Genomic DNA, 20,985 nt, shown 5'->3' with positions numbered 1-20,985 from the left:
ATTTTAAAAGCGGCTAGATTTTTTCCAGCCGCTTTTATCTTATTTATTCTTCTTATAGATAATCCACAACCCCCGCAATAACAATTCATCATCTAATTCTATCTGATGTCGGCACAGCGGAATGATTTTTCTGGCAAGACCGCCGGTGGCTACAACGGTGGCTTTCTGGCCGAGTTCCTCTTCAATCCGGTCTACCATGCCGTCGATGCAGGACGCATTGCCATAGAGAGCGCCGCTCTGCATACATTCAACCGTATTCTTGCCGATCAGGCGCTTTGGCGAGTCAAGGCTGATGCGCGGAAGCTGGGCGGTCCGGCTGGTCAGGGAATTCATCGATACACCTATTCCCGGCAGAATCATGCCGCCGATGTACTGCTTGTTCTCATTCACCACACAGATGGTGGTTGCCGTTCCCATATCGATCAGAATGAGCGGCACCGGATACCGGTTGATTCCCGCGACGGCACCGACAATCAGATCGGTACCGACGGAGGACGGATTGTCCATCAGCACTTCCAGACCGATATTCATATCCACATTGACGACCAGAGCTTCCTGCCCCGTCACCTTGCGGATCGCCTCCCGCATCAGGGAGGTAACCGGCGGTACTACCGAACCGATGATCGCGCCGGTGATCTCACTTACCTTGATTTCCCGCAACTCCAGCACCATTTTCAGGGAAATCGCATAGTCAAGCTCTGTTTTCCCGCTGTCTGTCGCCATCCGCTCGGTAAAGAGGATTTCCCCATCCGCAATACAACCGAGAACCACATTCGTATTTCCGATATCCAATGCCAAAATCATACTGTCTTACCCCCTGCTTTTTTCCAGAGCCGGTACAAATTTTGCCCGGTAAAGCGCTGCGCCGACTGCACCGGTGATGATTGTGGACGATACCATCTCGCATACTGCATTGATTCCTACGAAACCGCATACGAACAGGATGATATTTTTTCCGCCGATCAGCCCCTGCATATATTCGGTATTGCCAAACAGAACGACTAAAGCCGTCATAAAGAAAACTGTATTTAAAAACGCGGAACAGAATCCGGTTACCAGACTTGCCATGTACGCATCGGTTCTGCGGCGTACAAACTGGAAAATGTAGCCTAACAGAAGACCATCCAGCATACGTGGAACGAATCTCTGCACAAATGCCAGAAACGGGTTAATGCTGAAAAGCATCGCGCCCATCGCACTGCTGCCGCCGATGCCGATGCACTGTAAAAAGCTGGTCATGCCGAAAACTGCACCGATCGCTGCGCCGCCTGCCGGTCCCAGCGTGATCGCCGCGATCGCAACCGGAATCACATTAAATGTAATCGCCAGCGGCCCAATATTCAGATATCCGAGGGGGGTGTACGCCATCAGCAGAAGAATGCCGGTCATAAGACCTAAGATGACAAGTTTAGATGTGTTGTTTGTTGTGTTCATGAAATTTTCCTCCTTGTTATTATTCCCGATTTGAAAACCTGCTGCACCTTTTGTTCATCAGACTGCCGCTCACCTGCGCCAATATCATGTGCATAAAATCCTTACAAATTCCGTTCTTTCCGGCGATACCATCCAGAAAAGCCGCGAGCCAGGGCATTTTAATTCCCCGTCTCTTCCGGTATGATTCTCCATCTCAGATACAGATCCGTATGCAGATACGCACATTCCGGCAGAAGTTTCTTTCTTCTGCCGCTTTCCGCAGATTTGCTGCCAGCACGTTCGGTGCCTGTTTTCTATGGGATACAATACAACTGCTGCCGCCTGTCCCTGTTCACATCCAGTGAAAACCAGGTCAGCCAGCAGACACCTCCACACTATATCACATCACTTTTCAACATACAACCAACAATTCTACCAGAATATGTGCTGTTTTTTATTGTCTTTTCACAAAATACATGTTTCTTTCCTCTCCTGTTATGTGCGCTTACCAAAGCCCCAACAGAGAACGGAAGTCAAAAAAGGTTTACAATTTTTCCTCCAGATGCTATGCTGTTCGAAAATGACCCAGAAAACCAGAGTGCAAACCGAAAGGATATGTATTATGTTAACCGGAAAAACAATTATTTTGGGAGTAACCGGCGGAATCGCCGCATACAAGGCAGCAAACCTTGCCAGCCTTTTAAAGAAACAGCACGCCGATGTGCATGTCATCATGACAAAAAATGCGATGGAGTTTATCACACCGCTGACGTTTGAAACCCTGACGGTCAATAAGTGCCTGACGGACACCTTTGACCGGAATTTTAAATTTGAAGTAGAGCATGTGGAACTGGCAAAGAAAGCCGACCTCGCGATCATCGCCCCGGCGACCGCCAATGTCTGCGCCAAACTGGCACACGGACTTGCCGATGATATGCTAACGACCACGCTCTTAGCCTGCCAGTGCCCGCGCATCATTGCTCCGGCGATGAACACACGGATGTATGAGAATCCTATTACCCAAGATAATCTCCACCTGTTAGAACATTACGGCTTTACCATCATCGAACCGGCAAGCGGTCTGCTCGCCTGCGGCGATTCCGGAAAGGGCAAATTCCCGGATGAGGGGCTGATCCTGGAATATATTCTCCGCGCGATCGCCTACCCGAAGGATCTCGCCGGAAAGAAGATCCTTGTGACCGCCGGTCCGACCCAGGAAGCGGTCGATCCGGTGCGCTACCTCACGAACCATTCGACCGGAAAAATGGGCTATGCGCTGGCACGGATGGCGATGCTGCGCGGTGCCGACGTGACACTCGTCACCGGCGAAACTTCACTGACTCCGCCTCCATTTGTCAATACTGTCCACATCAAAAGCGCACACGACCTCTTTGAAGCAGTCACCTCCCGGAGTGAGGAACAGGACATTATCATCAAGGCGGCAGCCGTCGCTGACTACCGTCCGGCAGTCGTTTCTGATGAAAAGGTCAAGAAATCCGACGGCGATCTGAGCCTGGCGCTGGAGCGCACTGAGGACACTTTAAGCTACCTCGGCGCACACAAACGTCCGGGACAGCTGCTCTGCGGCTTCGCGATGGAGACCTCCCAGCTCGAGGAACGCGCCCGCGGCAAGCTGGAACGCAAAAATCTGGATCTGATCGCTGCCAACAACTTAAAGGTAGCCGGCGCCGGATTCGGAACCGATACAAACGTCATCACGCTGATCGATAAGCAGCAGACCCGCCATCTGGAGCAGATGAGTAAGGAAGCAGCGGCGATGGAAATATTGACGGTTTTACGCGATATGATGAAATAGATTTTGATTGAAATAGATAGAGAAAGAGGAAGCAACCGAGGTTGATGGACGGATGCCTCCTCTTTCATTGAATATGGAATATATCATAAGCGTTATTTTTAGAATGTGGCTATTTAAAACGAATCCGCCATACTCCTATGATCAAGATAATTTCAGAAAGCAATCGCAATACTTTCGTGATTCGATAAGCTGTATCCTCTTTTATCTCTGGACTCTCCTGCAAGTATTTGCATTCAATAAAAGCCCTTGCCGCAATTTCTCCAAAAACTGCCAGCGCTAAAAATAAAGAAAAGCCTGCCATGCCTTTTGCATAACTGTACAATGACAGTAAGAATAAAATAGAGACGCCTATATTGTATAATGTCAGCCAGAATTTTTTCTTCATATTGATCACCTCTCGATTCTATCTAAGCAAAAAATCTCATAAAATATTTGTTATCGCTTTTTATTTTTACAAGATTGCTTTTCTAGTTTCTTATTCGTATAATATCAGATCTCCCCTCCGAAATATATAGACAATTTCTTACGAAATCATTACGATAAAACTCTCTGTATTTTTGTTGAAATTTTGTTCGAACGGCTATATTTTTATTTGAATAAAATAATAAAGCCGTTCGACTATATTTTATGCTGCATATCGTCAAACGGTCTTATCAACACTTGTGAAGTTTACTCTATACTCGCCTCTTACCCCTGCGTAATCAACTCCGCGATCAATCTCGCCCCATTTACAATATCGCCTATCTTCGCATACTCCCGCACGGAATGAACATCGTACATACCGCATGAAAGCACCGCGCATGGGATTCCGTGCTGCATCATCGTGTTTCCGTCGCTGCCGCCGAAGGTGCTGCCGAATTTCGGCTCGATTCCCAGGGTGCGGCAGGCCTCGGCAAAATGAACTGCCACCGGCGCGTCCGGTTCCAGATGGAAGGCTTTAACATGGAGGCGGTGTGTGAAAGAAAGCTCTGCCCCCGCCTCTTTGACGGCGGTTTCAAAGACATGGCGAACATCTTCCAGGGTCTCCATTGCCTTTTCATGGCTGTAGCTGCGGATCTCGCCCCGGCAGGTGCAGAGTTCCGGAACGGCATTCACAACCGAACCGCCCGAAATCAAGCCCACATTCAGGGTTGTTTCCTCATCCACGTGCCCCAGCTTCAATGCGGCAATCGCGCGGGCCGCCGTCTGAATCGCGTGGATGCCTTTCTCCGGCTCGAATCCGGCGTGTGCTGCACGCCCTTTGACTGCCGCCTCAAAGGAAAGGATCGTCGGTGCCTGCAGGATCGCTGTCCCGACTGGTCCAGTTACATCCAAAACGTAAGATTCCTTCGCTTTCATCTGGCTGAAATCGAACTCCGAGCTTCCTCTTGTAAACGGCTCTTCCGCCGCCGCAAAGAGGATCTCGATATCCCGGTGCGGGATTCCTGCCTCCTGCACGGCACGGATGCCTTCTAAGATGGCGATTACCCCGGTCAGATCGTCCGCGCCAAGCACGGTGGTTCCATCCGAAGTGATGGTTCCGTCCTCATGAAAAACCGGCTTCTTTCCGATTCCCGGCGCGACCGTGTCCATATGCCCGGACAGCAGGATCGGCGTGCCCGGCAGCCCGCCCTTTAACGTTCCAAACAGATTTCCCGCATTGCCTCCTATTTTCTCGGCTGTGTCATCTTCCTTTGCCTGGATTCCCAGCTCTGTGAGCTTTTCCTTCAGGCGATCCGCCAGCTCGCGTTCCCCGAAACTTTCCGAGTCGATCCGCGCCAACTCGCCGAATTCGGCGCGGATGCGGGCTTCGTTTATCTCAATCTGTGCCATGATGACTTCCTCCTGTTTTCCATTCTTTTTTCTATCTATTTTTTACTCTCCCGCTAATTCCTACTATTTTTCTCTGTTTTGTGTATTATACACCGGAACATGATTGTAAGCAACGCGGAAATTTTTAAATGTACTTTCATATTCTTTTTTATATTCGCTGAAAAATCTGTTATACTAAAAATACAAAAAATTTTAATTTCAAGTCGAACGTCCGTGAGACAAATTTGCTATTACTCACCACCTGAAGAGGTGGGAGTCTTCTCGACTGAGATAAAAAGGAGAGACCATATATGTGTACAGCCGCAACTTACAAAACCGCCGATTTCTACTTCGGCAGAACCTTAGATTATGAATTTTCTTACGGGGACGAAGTAACCGTCACACCTCGCAACTATCCACTTACTTTCCGCCACGCAAGCGCGGTTTCGACCCACTATGCCATCATCGGCATGGCACATGTGGCGGGGGATTATCCGCTTTATTATGATGCTTTTAATGAGAAAGGGCTTTGCATGGCGGGACTGAATTTCGTCGGCAATGCCTCCTACCAGAAGCCGCAGGAGGATCATGACAACATCGCACAGTTTGAGTTCATCCCCTGGATTCTCAGCCAGTGCGCGTCCGTGAAAGAGGCTCGCGTCCACCTCGCCCAGATGGTACTGACCGACACCCCATTCAACGAGCAGTTTGCCCCGGCGCAGCTTCACTGGATTCTTGCCGATAAAAATGAATGCATCGTCATCGAGCCGATGGCGGACGGACTGCATATCTACGACAATCTGGTGGGTGTCCTGACAAACAATCCGCCGTTCCCGCAGCAGCTGTTTTCCCTCAACAATTACATGAACCTGTCCCCGAAGCAGCCGCAGAATACATTTTCTGCCGATCTGCCGCTTACAACCTACAGCCGCGGCATGGGCGCTCTCGGACTTCCGGGAGACCTCTCCTCCGCTTCCCGGTTTGCACGGGTCGCTTTTACAAAATCAAATGCCCGCTCCGGCGCATCCGAACTAGAAAGTGTCAGCCAGTTTTTCCATATCCTAGGTTCGGTTGACCAGCAGCGCGGATGCTGCGAGGTCTCCGATGGAAAATATGAAATCACACTCTACACCTCCTGCTGCAACGCGGATAAGGGGATTTACTACTACACGACATATGAAAACCATCAGATCACGGCAGTGGATATGAACCGGGAGAACCTGGACGGGGAGACTCTTTCAAGATTTCCGCTGATACAGAGGGAACAGATACGGTGGGAGAATTAGGACGAAGCATTTTCTTCTATCCTCTTCTTCACGCATGGCAGGCAGCCCACCGTATGAAGACTCCGGACACACGTTCCTATAAAGCAAAAAGCAGGGAGAGGAAATATTCCGCAAACATTTCCTCTCCCTGTTCAAGCCGAACGGCCGACATCAATAAACCGGATATACGTATTCATCCTCTGCCGCCTCTGCTTTTTCTACCTTCAAGACCTGAATCTCCATTCCTTTCTCTTCATCATAATGATAGGTTCCTGTGACTGTCACCCATTCATCCTGTGAAAGAGTTTCCGCCTGATCCCAGATACACAGCGGTCCGCAGGGCTGCAGATCTGCCACACAGCAGCTCATCAGCATACGGATCAAGCCAAACTGCCCCACTGTGAGTGTATCATCCCGGTAAACAGTTCCATGCATCTGGATTTCATATCCTTCGTACATCTCCGGATAATAGCTGAGCTGCACCAGCCACGGATAAAAACTGGCACCATCCACGACAATCCGCCTGTTTTCTGTATCCAGCCCAGGAGGCGTTTCGATCCTTTCTGAATCTTCCTGTGCTCCTGCTGTTTCATCTATATTGCCGCCCTGTGTTTCTTCTAGGGATTCTGTCCCGTCATCAGACGAGCCGGTATACATATCCGCTGCCTGTGTCACTGCCGCTTCACTCTCGCCAGACACAGCCTGCTTATCCGTCTTCTCATTCTGTCCGCTTTCTTCTCTCGGACGCCCCGCCTGTACCAGTCCCTGGCTGGAATAGGACATATTCCCCGATGCCCCCAGCGCCTGATATGGCAGCTGCAGCGCCATGAGTGGGATTAGAAGAACCAGCGTCCGGTTCAGATGCTGCCGGTATTCCGGTATCCCGGTCCGGGCAAAGCAGGAAAATGCCCAGACTGCCATTACCAGCGCCGCAAAATACAGATACCCTTTCATCCTGGGAGTCACAAAGAGAAGATACTGGCCTGTATACGCCATCCAGAAGAGTTTCAGTCCAAAGAGGAGGCTTATCACTGCCTCAATGAGTGCCCCCGGATTGATATAATGCCTTCTCATCCTGCCATTCCTCCTCCCAGAAGTCCTGCTGTAAGCACCACTCCAAAGCAGACTGCAAATACCGTAAGCGCCAGCCTGACAATAAACGATGCTTTAAAATATCCTCGCAGCATCATCACGTTTTTGATATCCATCATGGGTCCAAATACGAGAAATCCAAGAAGCGGAACCGTTGAAAAAGTTCCCGCCATGCTTCTCGCCACCACTGCATCCGAGGACGAGCACAGAGAAAGCAGAAATGCCAGCAGAATCGCCGCAAACAACGCCACCGGAAGGCAGGAAGCCCCCCATTCTTTTAAAACTCCCAGATTCACCGCCTGAAACAGGGTGGATACCGCAATTCCCACAACCAGATACCTGGCAACCGAGTAAAATTCCATGCGGGCATGCCACAAAAATTGTTCTGCCCTGCCCAGCCTTCCGCTTCTGCTCTCCCGATAGCAGCCACAGGTACAAAATGAAGTGTTTCCAGCTTCTCCTTTCAAATAATCCGTCGGTTTCCGGATGAAAAAGCTGGTGCCAATCAAAAAGGAACAGAGGATTCCCAGACCGGTCCGGTAAAAAACTGCCCGAAAACTCCCATTAAAAGCATAATACGTTGAAAGAAGTACAACGGGATTTACAATTGGTGCTGCCGTCATAAAACAGATGGCAGCCGGAAGCGGAACCCCTTTTTTCAGTAATCCTTGGAAAACAGGGATCGACGCACAGTCACACACCGGCAAAAAAAATCCGGCTCCAATTCCCATTCCCATCGCAAAGACCGGATTAGACGGAAATATCCGCTCCAGAACCCCTACCGGAATGAAGACCTGAATGGCCGAGGAAATCAGGACACCCAAGAGTAAAAATGGAACCGCCTGCAAAAACACTCCCATAAAAATAGTAAAATAGCGGATCAACGGCACGCCTCGCTGTTCTGCCAGTGCCACTACCATCAGTAAAAAACAGGCAAGCAGCGCAAAAGCGAGCCATTCTAACAGCGGGCTTCCCTTCTGTTTTCCCAATTCATCCAACAGGGCTTCTTTTGAATATTCCCAGACTTCTGTCGATGGCGCCAGTGCTTTGCACATATGCTCCAACTGCTTTACCGCGTTTTCATCTTCCGTATTTCTCAAGTAAATCACATCACTAGAAGCTACCTGTGAAATCGGACCTTCCCCGGTCTGTCCAAGCATCATTCCCGCCATTTCCACATCTGCCAGATACATTACCCTTTCGATATGAATCCTTCGTCGGAGCGCATTGGACAGGAGAAGCTTCTCCAGTGTTCCAAAACGTTCCATTCCGTTCCACTCCACCCAGATCTCTTCATAGCGGTGGATTTCAAGCTCCACCTCCACTCTGTCTGCTACCTCTTCCAGATGTGTCTCCAGCTCATCCCGATCCCAGCTCCGGATTTTCCAACTGCACCTCTCTGCCTCCTTTGTATCCAGTACCTCTTCTCCTTCTTCAAACTGAAAAATCAGTACATTCCGGCAATGTCTGAGACGAAGACTATTTTCTATCAGTTTCGTCTTTCCGCTGCCCAGAAACCCTTCTACGATATAAACCGGTGTTGTCATCGTCCCATCTCCTTTCCTTTGATTCCAAGAGCTGCCACAAAGCACGCGACTTCCAGAAGTACAATTGTACCACCCGGTTTTGTTCCCCAATAGTACGAGATAAACAATCCAAGAATCGTTGTCCCGACCGCTGCCAAAACAGACCACAGAACCGTCATCCGATAACTGTTTCCCATCTGCATTCCAAACGCTACCGGAACCACCAGCATCGAAGAAATAATTAAGGTTCCCACGGTTCTTGATGCGATCGATACGGTACATGCTGTTAAAACAGTAAATAGAAAATTCACCTTACGCACCGGAACTCCCGAGATTCTGGCTGCATTTTCATCAAATCCTATATAAAAAAGTTCCTTCCGAAATAAAATAAGAAGCAGCAGTACCGCTGCGCTGACAGCACATACCCCCAAAAGTTCCGCTGTGCTGATTGACACGATACTTCCAAACAAAAAGCTGTTAAAGTTAGCACTGTTTTTAACAAATCCGGACAATACTCCGGCAAGACCTATTCCAGCAGACATAACGATCGCAATCGCATTTTCTGAATACCGGGGAAGACGACGCCGAATCGCCTCAATTGCCAGCGCTGCCACCACACAGATACCGCCTGCTCCGGCTACCGGGTTGATTCCAAACAGCATTCCGATCGCTACCCCTGCTAAAGAAGCATGGGCCAGTGCATCTCCCACCATCGACATCCGTTTAAGTACTACCGTCATGCCAATCAGCGGCGTAATAACAGCCAGCAAAATTCCTACTAAAAATGCCCTCTGCATAAATCCATACTCGAAAATACTCATTTTTCCTCTACCCCTCCTTCTTCCATCTTAAAAAAGCGATTTGCTCCGGAAAATACAGCTTGATTTCCGTGGGTAATCAAAAAAATTGTCATCGCCTCTTCTTGATTTCTGCGTTTTAATACCGCTGCCAACTGCCGAAGGGACTCCTGATCCACTCCGACAGCCGGTTCGTCCAGAAGGAGAAGCTGAGGTTTGGAAATCAACACACGTGCCAACATAACCCGTTGCTGCTGGCCACCGGAAAGTTCCCCTATCCGCCGGTTTAACGCATCTTTCATTCCCATTTCTTCCAATGTCCGGCATATTCTTTCCTTTTTATCTTTAACAGCCCACTTTTTCCAGAATGGATGATACATTCCGGTTTCCATGATTTCCTCCACCGTTGCCGGGAAAAATGCGTTGCGGCTGGTTCCATTTTGCGGCATATAGCCGATGCGGATTCGATGAAGCGCTGCTGTCAAAGAATCACTCCCTGCTATCACAACCCTTCCTTTTGCCGACTCCAACTCTCCCGACAATACTTTCATCAATGTGCTTTTACCGCTTCCATTTTCCCCTGTCAGCACTGCATAATCGCCCTGCCGGATTGAAAAATTTAAATTATGTAACACTCTGCGGTTCCCATATTCAAATGAAAGATGATCTACATCCACTATCTTCATGCCCGCTCCCTTTTCTTTACTGATTCAGTGCTTCCACCAATGTCTCAAGATTTGATTCCATTACAGAAAAATAATCCGCCCCTGCTTTTAATTCCTCATCACTAAGCCCTTCTAATGGATTTAACATCTTTGTCTGCGCTCCGATTTCTTTTGCAATCGTTTCCGATATCTTCGGACTTACCAGCTCCTCAAAGAAGATGGTCTTAACCTGATGTTTTTTTGCAAAATCCACAATCTCCTTCATCCGGGCTGCATCCGGTTCTGAATCTGCGGATAATCCTTCGATTCCGCTCTGGTTTAAACCGTATGCCTGGCACAGATACCCAAATGCCTGATGTGCAGCTATCACATCCCGTGTTTTCACATCCGATAATTTTTCCTGATACTCTGCATCCAGATCATCCAGCTTCTTCGCATAGGTCTGGTAGTTTTTCTCATAATACTCCTGATGATCTGGATCCGCTGATACAAGTGCATCTTTTATATTTTCCATTTCCTTCTTCGCATTTTCCGGCGCTAACCACACATGGGGGTCATAGGTAATCTCTTCTGCATGCTCATCCTTCTCTCCGTTTTCTTCCTCCTCATGCTCTGAGCCTTCCAGCAGATCAATTCCCGTAGATGCTTCCACCGCAATCAGGTTTTTATTGTCCAGCGACGTAAGCACATCGGCAGCCCAGTGCTCCATTCCGGCTCCGTTGTATATAAAAATATCTGCCTCTTCCAACTTCTTGATGTCAGAAGCTGCCGGTTCCCAGTCATGAGGTTCCGTTCCCGCCGGCACCATATTCGTCACCTCCACCCGATCGCCGCCTATCTTTTGGGCAAAATCATACATCGGATAAAAGCTCGCCATGACCTTTAACTTGTCTCCATCGATGCTTATTACATCCGTCTCTGTTTCCCCGCTTCCGTCTTTCTCCTCCTGTTCGGTCTCTATATCGGACGATTCCACCGCCCTTCCGGCACAGCCCGTCATCCACACGAGTGCAGAGATTGCTATCATTCCCATAAACACACTCTTCTTTTTCATTCTGTCTGCTCCTTTCAGCTGTAGGTTATCGCATAGCATTTGCAGAAGCACCTGCCTGTCAACAGCAGGCTTTGTGTCTTCTGCTCTACACATTAATAAATGCAAGTAATTTGCGTTTATTAATATAGCACCCTTTTTTTACATCGTCAAGATTAATTTGCAAATGAGTTGCATTTTATTCTTATGCGGCTTGACGCTTCCTCCCTTCACCGCTAAAATAGGAGCTAACAGACAAAGGAGATATTGCCGTATGACTTCGATCCGAAAACCATATACAACCAAAACAAGGACTGAGATTCTCGAATACCTGAAAGAGCACGCTTCCAGCACGGTAAGCGTTGCCGATATACAAAATTATCTGAAAGAAAAACGGGCAGAAACCAATACTACCACCATTTACCGATTTTTAGACAAACTGTGCCGAGAGCACATCGTTATCAAATATCCAGATGCTGAAAATGACAAAGCCGTTTACCAATATGCCGGAGAAGGTGCCCACTGTATGGAGCATCTTCATCTTAAATGTACCCGTTGCGGACGCCTGTTTCACCTTGACTGCGATTTCATGGATGAACTCCGTCAGCATCTCCTAGAAGAGCATGGCTTTCTGCTCCAATGCAGCGGTGATCTGCTGCATGGCCTCTGCCAGGAATGCGCCGCCAAAGAAGGTTCTGAAAAAGAGCTTTAATGTTCCTGCATTTTTTAGTATACTGGTAGCATATGCACACGAATTTACCGGAAAACGGCCGTTTGAGGCGGATTTTCCCATTACCGCATATCAATATCTTTTGGAGGATTTTATCATGTCTGAAATCACAGGACGCAATGTCGGCAAAACCTGCCGCACTCATTACAAAGGAACCTTTAATGACGGAACACAGTTTGATTCTTCCTACGATCGTGGCGAACCCCTTGAGTTTGTCTGCGGTGCCGGTCAGATGATCAAAGGCTTCGATGCCGCTGTCGCTGATATGGAAGTAGGCGAGATGAAAGAGATTCACCTGATGCCGGAGGAAGCTTACGGCATGCCGGATCCGAACGCCATTCTGGAACTGGAGATCGCTAAACTGCCAGGTTCCGAGGAACTGGAAGTTGGACAGCAGGTATACTTAACCAACCAGATGGGACAGCCGTTCCCGGTCAAGGTTATCGCAAAGAATGAGGTAAATATCACGTTTGATGCCAATCATGAGATGGCTGGTAAGGAGCTTAACTTTAAGATTGAGCTGGTTGAAGTAAAATAACCGTAACACAACTGCCCTTACATTATAACAACACGCGCCGTCAGCGCCCATCCCGGGAGCTGGCGGTATTTTTTCTTGACAAATTCTCACTCCTCCACTATAATTACCCACGGTAATTATCACAAGTAACTATTTGATAAGGAGACTTTCCATATGACCATCGAAACAATCAAGCGGATGTTGGACGCCTGTTATCAGGGCAAACGAATCCGGGATATGCTTCCGCCGCTGCCGAAGGGAGTCACTTCCTCCTATATTCAATATCTGGATGTCATCCAGTCGCTGGAGCGAAACGGCATCCATGTAAAAATATCGGACATCAGCGATGCGCTGAACCTGCCTCGCCCAGGCGTGACCCGGACTGTCAAGGAGATGGAAGCGGGCGGTTATCTCCAAAAGAAAACCTCGCAGAACGACGGGCGTGTTACCTACATTTCCATCACCGAAGCGGGCAGGACGCTCTCACAGACGTACGACACCGAATACTTCAGCGCGCTCGCCCCGTCTTTAGACACCATTACTGAGGAGGACGCCCGCCAGATGATTCAGACGATGGAGACATTTTATCAGATTATGTGCAAACGGAGGGATTCCCATGAATAATGATAAAGCTGATTTTACACAGGGCAGTATCCTGAAAAAACTGATCGCTTTCATGATTCCGGTGCTCGGTGCACTGATTCTGCAGGCGGCATACGGCGCGGTCGATCTGCTGGTGGTTGGACGGTTCGGTTCGACCTCCGGTCTTTCCGCCGTTTCGACGGGCAGCCAGGTCTTAAACCTCGTCACCTTCGTCGTAATTCAGTTCGCTATGGGTATCACCGTTTTGATCGCCCGCTATCTCGGTGAAAAGAAACCGCAGCAGATCGGCGCAGTTGTCGGCGGAGCTTCGATTGTATTTACGATCATTTCCGCCGTTTTATTCGTCGTCATGGTCTTTTTTGCCCGCCCGATCGCCATTCTCATGCAGGCACCCGAGGCGGCGGTGGATCAGACCGCCAGCTACATCCGCATCTGCGGAGGCGGCATTTTCTTCATCGTCGCCTACAACCTGCTGTCCTCCATCTTCCGCGGGCTCGGTGACAGCCAGTCACCGCTTCTCTTTGTCCTGGTTGCCTGCATCGTCAATGTGATCGGCGACCTCGCACTGGTAGCTGGTCTTCATATGGACGCCGCCGGTGCCGCCATCGCGACCGTCTCCGCGCAGGCGCTCAGCGTTATTTTCGCGATTATTCTTTTAATTAAGAAAACTCTGCCATTTACGATCACCCGGCACGATTTCCGCTTCAACACCCAGTGTCCGAAATTTCTTTCCATCGGACTGCCGCTGGCGCTTCAGGAATTTTTAACCCAGCTTTCCTTCTTAGCCCTGTGCGCCTTTGTCAATCGACTGGGACTGGAAGCGTCCTCCGGTTACGGTGTAGCATGCAAAATCGTCAATTTCGCCATGCTTGTCCCGAGCGCCCTGATGCAGTCGATGGCTTCCTTCGTCTCCCAAAACGTGGGGGCAGGGAAAGTCAAACGTGCCAGGCACACCCTTTTTACGGGAATCGGCGTCGGTCTGTGCGTCGGCTGTATCGTCTTTACCCTGGTTCTCCTAAAAGGCGATGTCCTGTCCGGCTTCTTCTCGACGGATGCGGCGGTCATCCAGAACAGCTATGATTACCTGAAAGGATTCGCACTCGAGTCCATCGTGACCGCGGTTCTGTTCAGCATGATCGGATATTTCAACGGAAATAACCAGACACTTTGGGTTATGACACAGGGACTCATCCAGACACTTCTGGTGCGTCTCCCGCTAGCGTATTTCATGAGTATCCAGCCGGATGCCAGCCTGACCAAGATCGGTCTCGCAGCCCCCGTTTCTACGATCGTCGGCATTGTACTAAATATCGGATATTATATCTACTGGACCCGGAAACAGCAGCACCCGCCAGTAGAAGAAATCATATAAAAACACAGGAACTGCTCCGTAACAGGCAGGCACTTTCAGAGCGAAGGTGTCTGCCTGTTATCGTCACGGCACTTTCGGTTTCAAAAGTGCCTATCCTTGAATAATTGCGCTGTTCACAAAATCTTCACAGAAAATTAGCACTCACCTCTTGACAGTGCTAATTATGTGTGTTATATTACAGCTAGAACAAAGGAGAGGAACAAGGAAATGAGAACAAGCTTGTTGCCGCCGATGTTTTCACATAGATGTTAAGATGTTACTGGGCACGTATGCGTGAACAGTAACGTTAAGATAATACGAAAAGGAGAGATGACTTATGTATATGCCGAGTATTTTTAATAATAGTGTATTTGATAACTTTGATAACTGGATGGATTTTTCCTTCCCAAGCTTTAACCAGAGACTGTATGGTGCTTCCTCTTCCCAGCTGATGAAGACGGATGTCAAGGAAACCGATAAGGATTATGAAGTTTCCATCGACCTGCCGGGCTTTAAGAAAGAAGAGCTCCAGATTGAACTAAAAGATGGTTATCTGACCGTCAGCGGTTCGAAGGAAGTTTCTTCCACGGAAGAGCCGAAGGAAAATCAGAAGGATGCCAAAACCACAGAGTCGGATGCTTCCAAGAAAGATGATAAAGCCGAGCAGAAGCCGGTTAAATACATCCGTCAGGAACGTTACAGCGGAAACGTAAGCAGAAGCTTCTACGTCGGCGAGAACCTAGAGGAAAAGGATATCCATGCCAAATTTGAAAATGGCACTCTGACCCTGACCTTCCCGAAAGAGCTGAAAAAGAAAGCAGCTGAAGAGAAACATTTCGTTTCCATCGAAGGTTAATATAAAAACGGCTGTGGCTCACACCTGATAATATCAGCAGCCAGTTTAGAAGCTGTCGCAGGAATGCGGCAGCTTCTATCATACCCAATCTTTTATCATAACCTAAATAATTGAAACCTAAATCACTGCACATACGGAGGTGATAATCGATGGCAGAGAAAAGAGACTATTATGACATACTGGGGATAAAACGGGATGCCAGTGCGGAGACGATCAAAAAAGCATTCCGGAAACTTGCCAAAAAGTATCACCCGGATTCCAATGCCGGTAATCCCCAGGCAGAGCAGATGTTTAAGGATGTCAACGAAGCCTACTCCATCTTAAGTGATCCGGAGAAGCGAAAACTCTACGATCGCTTCGGTCACGCTGCGTTTGACCCGAACAGTGCCGCATACGGCACAACTGGCGGTTCCGGCGCTTCTGGAGATCCATTTGGCTCTGGCTTCGGCGGTGCCGGTCAAGGTGGTGCCTGGCATTACCAGAGTGGTCCGGGCGGTTACGCAGAGTACCATTTCACTGGGGATGACATGGGCGATATGGGTGACATTTTCGGAGATATGTTTGGCGGTATGTTCCGCGGCAAGAGTTCGGGTGGCAGCTCCCGCAGCCGCCATTTTACGGGCGGATCTGGGGCTCATTTTACCAGCGGTTCCGATTTTGGTGGTTCCAGCGCTCATTTTGGCGGCGGTTCTAGCTTCGGCGGCAGCCAGAGCTTTTACGGTGCTGGCTTTCAGGAGAAAGGTTCTGACCTCACGTCCGAAGTAACCGTAAGTTTCGATGAAGCAGTATCCGGCTGTGAGAAAATCATTACCCTGCAGAACCCACAGACCGGCAAGCGCCAGTCTTTACAGGTTCACATCCCAGCGGGCATCGATACCGGTAAATCTATCCGTCTGAAAGGAAAGGGCATGCCGGGAACGGGCGGCGGCGAGGCGGGCGATCTTCTTTTAAATATCACCGTCACCGCAAAACCGGGATGGGAGCGCAAGGAGATGGACGTTTACTCGACCGTCCGCATTCCGTTTACCACCGCAGTCTTCGGCGGTGAGGCGCTGGTTTCCACCCTGTACGGCAATGTCCTGTGCAAGATCGCAGCCGGGACGCAGTCGGGAACCAAGATTAAATTAAAGGGAAAAGGCGTTGTTTCCATGAAGAATCCGTCCATCCATGGTGATCAGTACGTGACAGTTCAGATCGATGTTCCGAACCATCTGACCCCTGAGGCAGAACAGAAACTTCGCGAATTTGAACACGCCTGTGGACTGGATAAAAATGGTCACGGCGGACATAACGGCAGGAGCGCAGCTTGACGGCTCCTGCCGTTTTTATCTCAGTCGAGAAGACTCCCACCTCTTCAGGTGGTAAGTAATAGCAAATTTGTCTCAGTGGGAGTTGGGTCTCCGACTGAGATAAACGCTCCGCGAGGATGCGCAGTGATTCTGATAGGAATATGTCAGCTTCGCTGACCAGAATCACGCGCCACGTCTCACGGACGTTCGACTTGAATTTCTCAATTTGCAGGCACACCTATTCCAAGCTGCACCCGCGTTTCCCGCCTGGACATTTCATCAGTCAAAAAACATTTTCACTTTTATGATTTTTAATTTAATTTTTTATATGCAAATGAACTTCTATTTTTCTATTATGAAATCATTTCATTTTTCTACTTTTCCGTTTTTTCTTCTTTTTCTCCCTCCCTGCCTCTGTTTTCTTGTCTATTTTTTCTGTTTTTCTCACTATGAATTGTATCTTTTTAGATAATTTATCATAACCCTTGTATCTAATCTCTTATTTATGTTATACTAAAACCAATATTTTATCGAAAATATATCGTTTATTTTTTCACACTTATGAAAGGAGTTACACACCCTATGAGCAGACTCGTCATTCCAACCAACAGCGAGGCTCAGAATGTCGTAGAGGGACTTTATAAGGATCTGGAGCGGCGTATCATCGCCAGCCCGCCGGGCCTGTGTCCTGTCGATCTGACCGCTGCATTTTTAAAAATGTGCCATGCACAGACCTGCGGCAAATGCGTTCCCTGCCGAATCGGTCTCGCGCAGCTCTCCAATCTTCTGGAAGACATCCTGAACGGAAAAGGAACCATGAAGCATTTAACCATGCTGGAGGAAACAGCCCGTGTCATCGAAAGCACGGCTGACTGTGCCATCGGCTATACCGCTGCCCATATGGTTTTAAAAGGACTGGACGGCTTCAAAGAGGATTTTATGGAACATATCTTACACAACCGCTGCCGCAGTAATCTTGATCAGCCGGTTCCCTGCGTAGCTCTGTGCCCGGCCGGAGTTGATATTCCGGGTTACATCGCCCTGACCGGCGAAGGACGCTATGCCGATGCAGTCCGCCTGATCCGCAAGGACAACCCATTCCCAACCGCCTGTGCGCTGGTATGCGAGCACCCATGCGAGTCTCGCTGCCGCCGCAACATGCTGGATAATTCTATCAATATCCGCGGTATCAAGCGTGTAGCTGTGGATATGGCAGGATATGTACCGGCACCGGCCTGTCCAGCCTCCACCGGCAAGCGCATCGCGATCATCGGCGGCGGCCCCAGCGGCCTGAGCGCTGCTTATTATCTGCAGCTGATGGGACATCAGACCACTGTATTTGAAAAACGCAAGAAACTCGGCGGCATGCTGCTGTACGGAATTCCAAGCTACCGCCTGCCACGAGCGCGCCTGCAGGATGATATCAATGTTATTCTGGAAACCGGTGTGGAAGTCCGTCTCGAAACTTCAGTCGGCAATGAGCCGGGACAGCTGTCTCTGGAAGAACTCCGCAAAGAATATGATGCTATCTACATCGCCATCGGCGCTCATAGTGATAAAAAGATTGGTATTGAGGGAGAAGATGCCGGCGGTGTTATCTCCGCTGTCGAATTTCTCCGTGCCATCGGTGACGGCAAATATCCAGATCTTAGCGGCAAGAAGATCTGTGTTATCGGCGGCGGCAACGTAGCCATGGACGTAGCCCGTTCTTCTGTCCGCCTGGGCGCAGACAAGGTGGCAGTTGCCTACAGACGCCGCAAAGCTGATATGACAGCTCTTCCGGAAGAGGTTGAAAGTGCCATGGCTGAAGGCGTAGAGATCATGGAACTTTACGCACCGGAGCGGATTGAAGCAGACGAGGACGGCCAGGTAAAAGCTCTCTGGGTAAGCCAGCAGATGCCGGGAGAAATCCGCGGCGGACGTCCTTCACCGAAGGCTATCGGCACCGACTCTATCCCGGTTGAATGTGATATCGTCATCGCAGCTGTGGGTCAGGGCATCGAAAGCCGTTACTTCGTAGAACAGGGTATCGACGCAAAATGGGGCATCATCCAGGCAACCGGATGGACCTCCATTCAGAATATGCCGGGTATCTTCGCCGGAGGCGACTGTGCAACCGGACCGGCAACCGTGATCCGTGCAATCGCTGCCGGCAAGGTAGCCGCAGCCAACATCGACCAGTATCTCGGCTACAACCACGAGATTACCTGCGATGTGAAGATTCCGGAACCGGATCTCTCCGACCGTACTCCTTGCGGACGTGTCAACCTGACAGAGCGTCCTGCCGGAGAACGCAAATGTGACTTTACACTTACCGAATGCGGCATGAGCCTCAAGGAGGCTGGCCAGGAAGCCAGACGCTGCCTGCGCTGTGATCACTTCGGTTATGGAAACTTCAAAGGAGGGCGGACCACATCATGGTAAATACGAATCTTGTATCCATCAAAATTAATAATATACCGCTGCAGGTTCCGGAAGGAACCCGGATTCTGGACGCCTGCCGCGACAACGGTTTTCACGTTCCTTATCTTTGCTATCTGAAAGATATCAACGAGATCGGTGCCTGCCGTGTCTGCGTTGTAGAAGTGAAGGGAATCCACCATCTTGTTACTTCCTGCAACAACCAGGTTCAGGAAGGCATGGAGATTCTCACAAACTCTCCCAGAGTCCGTGAAGCCCGCAAGATCAACGTGGAACTGCTTCTTTCCCAGCATCACACCAACTGTCCCACCTGTGTGCGCAGTTCCAACTGTGAATTAAAACAGGTGGCAAGTGATCTGAACCTGACCGTTGACCGTTATAAAAACGAATATCCGGAAATGATCTGGACTTCTACTTTCCCACTGATCCGTGATGCAGGAAAATGTATTAAATGCATGCGCTGCGTCCAGATCTGCGACAAAATCCAGACCTTAAATATCTGGGATGTGTCCGGAACCGGTTCCCATACAACCGTCGATGTTTCCCACAATCTGGAAATCAAAGAATCCGACTGTTCTCTCTGCGGACAGTGCGTTACCCACTGCCCGACGGCCGCTCTCCAGGAGCGGGATGATGTGGAAGCCATCAATGGTATCCACGGTGAACTGGCAAATGATGACAAGGTAACCGTAGCGGTTGTCGCTCCGGCTGTCCGTGCCGCATGGGGTGAAGAATTTGGTCTTTCCCCGGAATTTGCTACTGACAGACGTTTCGTATCCACCTTAAAATCCGTTGGATTTGACTATGTATTCGATGTTGACTTTGCAGCCGATCTGACCATCATGGAGGAAAGCAACGAGCTTTTAGCCCGCTTACAGCAGCCGGATAAATACAGCTGGCCTATGTTCACCTCCTGCTGCCCTGGCTGGGTCAGCTTTGCAAAGAGCCAGTATCCGGAGCTTCTGCCGCAGCTTTCCACTGCCAAGTCCCCGCAGCAGATGTTCGGTGCTGTCATCAAAACTTATTTTGCACAGAAAAAAGGCATTGCACCGGAAAATATCACCTGTGTTTCCATCATGCCGTGTATGTCCAAGAAGCGTGAACTGACTCTTCCGGGCATGGACAGCGCCGGAACCGGACAGGATATTGATTATGTTCTGACCACCCGTGAAATCTGCCGTCTCATCAAGGCCGATCACATCGATGTATCCAGACTTCCGGAGTGCGACTTTGACGATCCTCTCGGTGAAGCAACCGGAGCTGGTGTGATCTTCGGTGCCAGCGGCGGTGTACTGGAAGCAGCGCTTCGTACCGCTTACCACACCGTAACCGGCGAAAATCCGGAGATCGGTGAACAGAGTCCGCTGAAGGTTCTGCGCCAGATCGGTTCCTTTAAGGAACTGGAAATCGATATCAAAGGTGTGAAACTGCACTGTGCAGCACTCAGCAGCCTAGGAGAGGCCAGACGCCTCATTCAGGCGATGAAACGCGGCGAATGCCACTATGATTTCGTTGAAGTCATGGCATGTCCGGGCGGATGCATCAACGGCGGCGGCCAGCCGATCCGTCCATCCTTCCAGAATAAGCCGAAGGATTGTGCAGACCGCGATCACTGCCTGCGTGCTTATGATGTAAACAGCGCAATCCGCTTCAGCCATGAAAACAAGGCGGTTCAGACACTGTATGACGAGTATCTTGAAGCTCCGTTATCCGATCGTGCACATCATCTGCTGCATGTGGAGGAATATTAATATATCCAAACGGTCACACAACAAAACCCCAGAGAGTTGCCGCTCTCTGGGGTTTTGTGTCATTCACAGATG

The 20,985-nt window shown here is 49.5% G+C and carries 19 protein-coding genes; 10 read left to right on the top strand and 9 right to left on the bottom strand.

The annotated features are described in order from the left end of the window. Window positions 1–39: 39 nt before the first annotated feature. Both DWV73_RS10410 and DWV73_RS10405 read right to left on the bottom strand, forming a co-directional pair. The gene (locus DWV73_RS10410; protein WP_117796645.1) at window positions 40–804 is read right to left on the bottom strand and encodes a type III pantothenate kinase; all 765 of its coding nucleotides are present in this window, start codon (window positions 802–804) and stop codon (window positions 40–42) included. 6 nt (window positions 805–810) lie between these two features. Further along, the gene (locus DWV73_RS10405; RefSeq protein WP_107001715.1) at window positions 811–1,434 is read right to left on the bottom strand and encodes an ECF transporter S component; all 624 of its coding nucleotides are present in this window, start codon (window positions 1,432–1,434) and stop codon (window positions 811–813) included. 601 nt (window positions 1,435–2,035) lie between these two features. Here DWV73_RS10405 and coaBC point away from each other — a divergent pair. Next, window positions 2,036–3,229, top strand: coding sequence for a bifunctional phosphopantothenoylcysteine decarboxylase/phosphopantothenate--cysteine ligase CoaBC (coaBC, locus tag DWV73_RS10400; protein WP_117796644.1), 1,194 nt, complete (start codon window positions 2,036–2,038; stop codon window positions 3,227–3,229). Between the two features lie 109 nt (window positions 3,230–3,338). On the opposite strand, the gene DWV73_RS10395 is transcribed toward coaBC, so the two are convergent. Continuing rightward, on the bottom strand, window positions 3,339–3,614 hold the full coding sequence (locus tag DWV73_RS10395) for a hypothetical protein (protein WP_107001717.1): 276 nt from the start codon (window positions 3,612–3,614) through the stop codon (window positions 3,339–3,341). A gap of 302 nt (window positions 3,615–3,916) precedes the next feature. After that, complete coding sequence (locus DWV73_RS10390; protein ID WP_117796643.1) at window positions 3,917–5,041, bottom strand: M20/M25/M40 family metallo-hydrolase; 1,125 nt, start codon at window positions 5,039–5,041, stop codon at window positions 3,917–3,919. Between the two features lie 290 nt (window positions 5,042–5,331). Here DWV73_RS10390 and bsh point away from each other — a divergent pair, with 290 nt between their 5' ends. After that, on the top strand, window positions 5,332–6,306 hold the full coding sequence (gene bsh, locus DWV73_RS10385) for a choloylglycine hydrolase (RefSeq protein WP_117796642.1): 975 nt from the start codon (window positions 5,332–5,334) through the stop codon (window positions 6,304–6,306). Window positions 6,307–6,456: 150 nt separating this feature from the next. Here the strand turns inward: bsh and DWV73_RS10380 are convergent, their stop codons facing one another. Genes DWV73_RS10380 through DWV73_RS10360 form a run of 5 tightly spaced genes read right to left on the bottom strand, consistent with a single transcriptional unit; the run spans window position 6,457 to window position 11,419 of the window. After that, the gene (locus DWV73_RS10380; RefSeq protein ID WP_117796641.1) at window positions 6,457–7,359 is read right to left on the bottom strand and encodes a TIGR03943 family protein; all 903 of its coding nucleotides are present in this window, start codon (window positions 7,357–7,359) and stop codon (window positions 6,457–6,459) included. Then, window positions 7,356–8,924: a permease gene (locus tag DWV73_RS10375; protein WP_117796640.1), complete on the bottom strand. Its 1,569-nt coding sequence runs from the start codon at window positions 8,922–8,924 to the stop codon at window positions 7,356–7,358. The genes DWV73_RS10380 and DWV73_RS10375 overlap by 4 nt, the downstream gene beginning before the upstream one ends. Continuing rightward, window positions 8,921–9,724: a metal ABC transporter permease gene (locus DWV73_RS10370; RefSeq protein ID WP_117796639.1), complete on the bottom strand. Its 804-nt coding sequence runs from the start codon at window positions 9,722–9,724 to the stop codon at window positions 8,921–8,923. The genes DWV73_RS10375 and DWV73_RS10370 overlap by 4 nt, the downstream gene beginning before the upstream one ends. Next, the gene (locus tag DWV73_RS10365; RefSeq protein WP_117796638.1) at window positions 9,721–10,386 is read right to left on the bottom strand and encodes a metal ABC transporter ATP-binding protein; all 666 of its coding nucleotides are present in this window, start codon (window positions 10,384–10,386) and stop codon (window positions 9,721–9,723) included. Before DWV73_RS10365 ends, DWV73_RS10370 begins: the two co-directional genes overlap by 4 nt. A gap of 16 nt (window positions 10,387–10,402) precedes the next feature. Next, window positions 10,403–11,419 (bottom strand): metal ABC transporter substrate-binding protein, encoded by a 1,017-nt coding sequence (locus DWV73_RS10360; RefSeq protein WP_117796637.1) that lies wholly within the window; start codon window positions 11,417–11,419, stop codon window positions 10,403–10,405. Window positions 11,420–11,669: 250 nt separating this feature from the next. Here DWV73_RS10360 and DWV73_RS10355 point away from each other — a divergent pair, with 250 nt between their 5' ends. From DWV73_RS10355 to DWV73_RS10320, 8 genes are all read left to right on the top strand, one after another. After that, window positions 11,670–12,107 carry a transcriptional repressor gene (locus DWV73_RS10355; RefSeq protein WP_117796636.1) on the top strand — a complete coding sequence of 146 codons (438 nt, stop codon included), beginning with the start codon at window positions 11,670–11,672 and terminating at the stop codon, window positions 12,105–12,107. Between the two features lie 115 nt (window positions 12,108–12,222). Then, window positions 12,223–12,663, top strand: coding sequence for a peptidylprolyl isomerase (locus DWV73_RS10350; protein WP_117796635.1), 441 nt, complete (start codon window positions 12,223–12,225; stop codon window positions 12,661–12,663). A 153-nt stretch (window positions 12,664–12,816) separates the two neighbouring features. Further along, entirely contained in the window at window positions 12,817–13,266 is a 450-nt protein-coding gene (locus tag DWV73_RS10345) for a MarR family transcriptional regulator (RefSeq protein WP_117796634.1), read from the top strand. Further along, a complete protein-coding gene (locus DWV73_RS10340) occupies window positions 13,259–14,617 on the top strand; it encodes an MATE family efflux transporter (RefSeq protein ID WP_117796633.1) in 1,359 nt (452 codons plus the stop codon). Before DWV73_RS10345 ends, DWV73_RS10340 begins: the two co-directional genes overlap by 8 nt. Window positions 14,618–14,933: 316 nt before the next feature. After that, entirely contained in the window at window positions 14,934–15,452 is a 519-nt protein-coding gene (locus tag DWV73_RS10335; RefSeq protein WP_117796632.1) for an Hsp20/alpha crystallin family protein, read from the top strand. Between the two features lie 149 nt (window positions 15,453–15,601). After that, the gene (locus DWV73_RS10330; RefSeq protein WP_117796631.1) at window positions 15,602–16,762 is read left to right on the top strand and encodes a J domain-containing protein; all 1,161 of its coding nucleotides are present in this window, start codon (window positions 15,602–15,604) and stop codon (window positions 16,760–16,762) included. A gap of 561 nt (window positions 16,763–17,323) precedes the next feature. Beyond that, window positions 17,324–19,165 (top strand): NAD(P)-binding protein, encoded by a 1,842-nt coding sequence (locus DWV73_RS10325; protein ID WP_117796630.1) that lies wholly within the window; start codon window positions 17,324–17,326, stop codon window positions 19,163–19,165. Beyond that, window positions 19,159–20,913, top strand: coding sequence for a [FeFe] hydrogenase, group A (locus DWV73_RS10320; protein WP_117796629.1), 1,755 nt, complete (start codon window positions 19,159–19,161; stop codon window positions 20,911–20,913). Before DWV73_RS10325 ends, DWV73_RS10320 begins: the two co-directional genes overlap by 7 nt. The last annotated feature ends 72 nt before the right edge of the window (window positions 20,914–20,985 follow it).

Source organism: Clostridium sp. AF12-41 (assembly GCF_003461685.1).
Classification (GTDB): Bacteria; Bacillota; Clostridia; order Lachnospirales; family Lachnospiraceae; genus Otoolea; species Otoolea fessa.
This window is presented reverse-complemented; position numbering and strand designations above follow the sequence as displayed.

Excerpts from the sequence above, each read along its gene's own strand:
- DWV73_RS10410 (WP_117796645.1), bottom strand. The coding sequence starts at position 804 with ATGATTTTGGCATTGGATATCGGAAATACGAATGTGGTTCTCGGTTGT.
- coaBC (WP_117796644.1), top strand. The coding sequence starts at position 2,036 with ATGTTAACCGGAAAAACAATTATTTTGGGAGTAACCGGCGGAATCGCC.
- DWV73_RS10350 (WP_117796635.1), top strand. The coding sequence starts at position 12,223 with ATGTCTGAAATCACAGGACGCAATGTCGGCAAAACCTGCCGCACTCAT.
- DWV73_RS10395 (WP_107001717.1), bottom strand. The coding sequence starts at position 3,614 with ATGAAGAAAAAATTCTGGCTGACATTATACAATATAGGCGTCTCTATT.
- DWV73_RS10370 (WP_117796639.1), bottom strand. The coding sequence starts at position 9,724 with ATGAGTATTTTCGAGTATGGATTTATGCAGAGGGCATTTTTAGTAGGA.
- DWV73_RS10335 (WP_117796632.1), top strand. The coding sequence starts at position 14,934 with ATGTATATGCCGAGTATTTTTAATAATAGTGTATTTGATAACTTTGAT.
- DWV73_RS10405 (WP_107001715.1), bottom strand. The coding sequence starts at position 1,434 with ATGAACACAACAAACAACACATCTAAACTTGTCATCTTAGGTCTTATG.
- DWV73_RS10360 (WP_117796637.1), bottom strand. The coding sequence starts at position 11,419 with ATGAAAAAGAAGAGTGTGTTTATGGGAATGATAGCAATCTCTGCACTC.
- DWV73_RS10345 (WP_117796634.1), top strand. The coding sequence starts at position 12,817 with ATGACCATCGAAACAATCAAGCGGATGTTGGACGCCTGTTATCAGGGC.
- DWV73_RS10375 (WP_117796640.1), bottom strand. The coding sequence starts at position 8,924 with ATGACAACACCGGTTTATATCGTAGAAGGGTTTCTGGGCAGCGGAAAG.
- DWV73_RS10390 (WP_117796643.1), bottom strand. The coding sequence starts at position 5,041 with ATGGCACAGATTGAGATAAACGAAGCCCGCATCCGCGCCGAATTCGGC.
- DWV73_RS10330 (WP_117796631.1), top strand. The coding sequence starts at position 15,602 with ATGGCAGAGAAAAGAGACTATTATGACATACTGGGGATAAAACGGGAT.
- bsh (WP_117796642.1), top strand. The coding sequence starts at position 5,332 with ATGTGTACAGCCGCAACTTACAAAACCGCCGATTTCTACTTCGGCAGA.
- DWV73_RS10365 (WP_117796638.1), bottom strand. The coding sequence starts at position 10,386 with ATGAAGATAGTGGATGTAGATCATCTTTCATTTGAATATGGGAACCGC.
- DWV73_RS10340 (WP_117796633.1), top strand. The coding sequence starts at position 13,259 with ATGAATAATGATAAAGCTGATTTTACACAGGGCAGTATCCTGAAAAAA.
- DWV73_RS10380 (WP_117796641.1), bottom strand. The coding sequence starts at position 7,359 with ATGAGAAGGCATTATATCAATCCGGGGGCACTCATTGAGGCAGTGATA.
- DWV73_RS10355 (WP_117796636.1), top strand. The coding sequence starts at position 11,670 with ATGACTTCGATCCGAAAACCATATACAACCAAAACAAGGACTGAGATT.
- DWV73_RS10320 (WP_117796629.1), top strand. The coding sequence starts at position 19,159 with ATGGTAAATACGAATCTTGTATCCATCAAAATTAATAATATACCGCTG.
- DWV73_RS10325 (WP_117796630.1), top strand. The coding sequence starts at position 17,324 with ATGAGCAGACTCGTCATTCCAACCAACAGCGAGGCTCAGAATGTCGTA.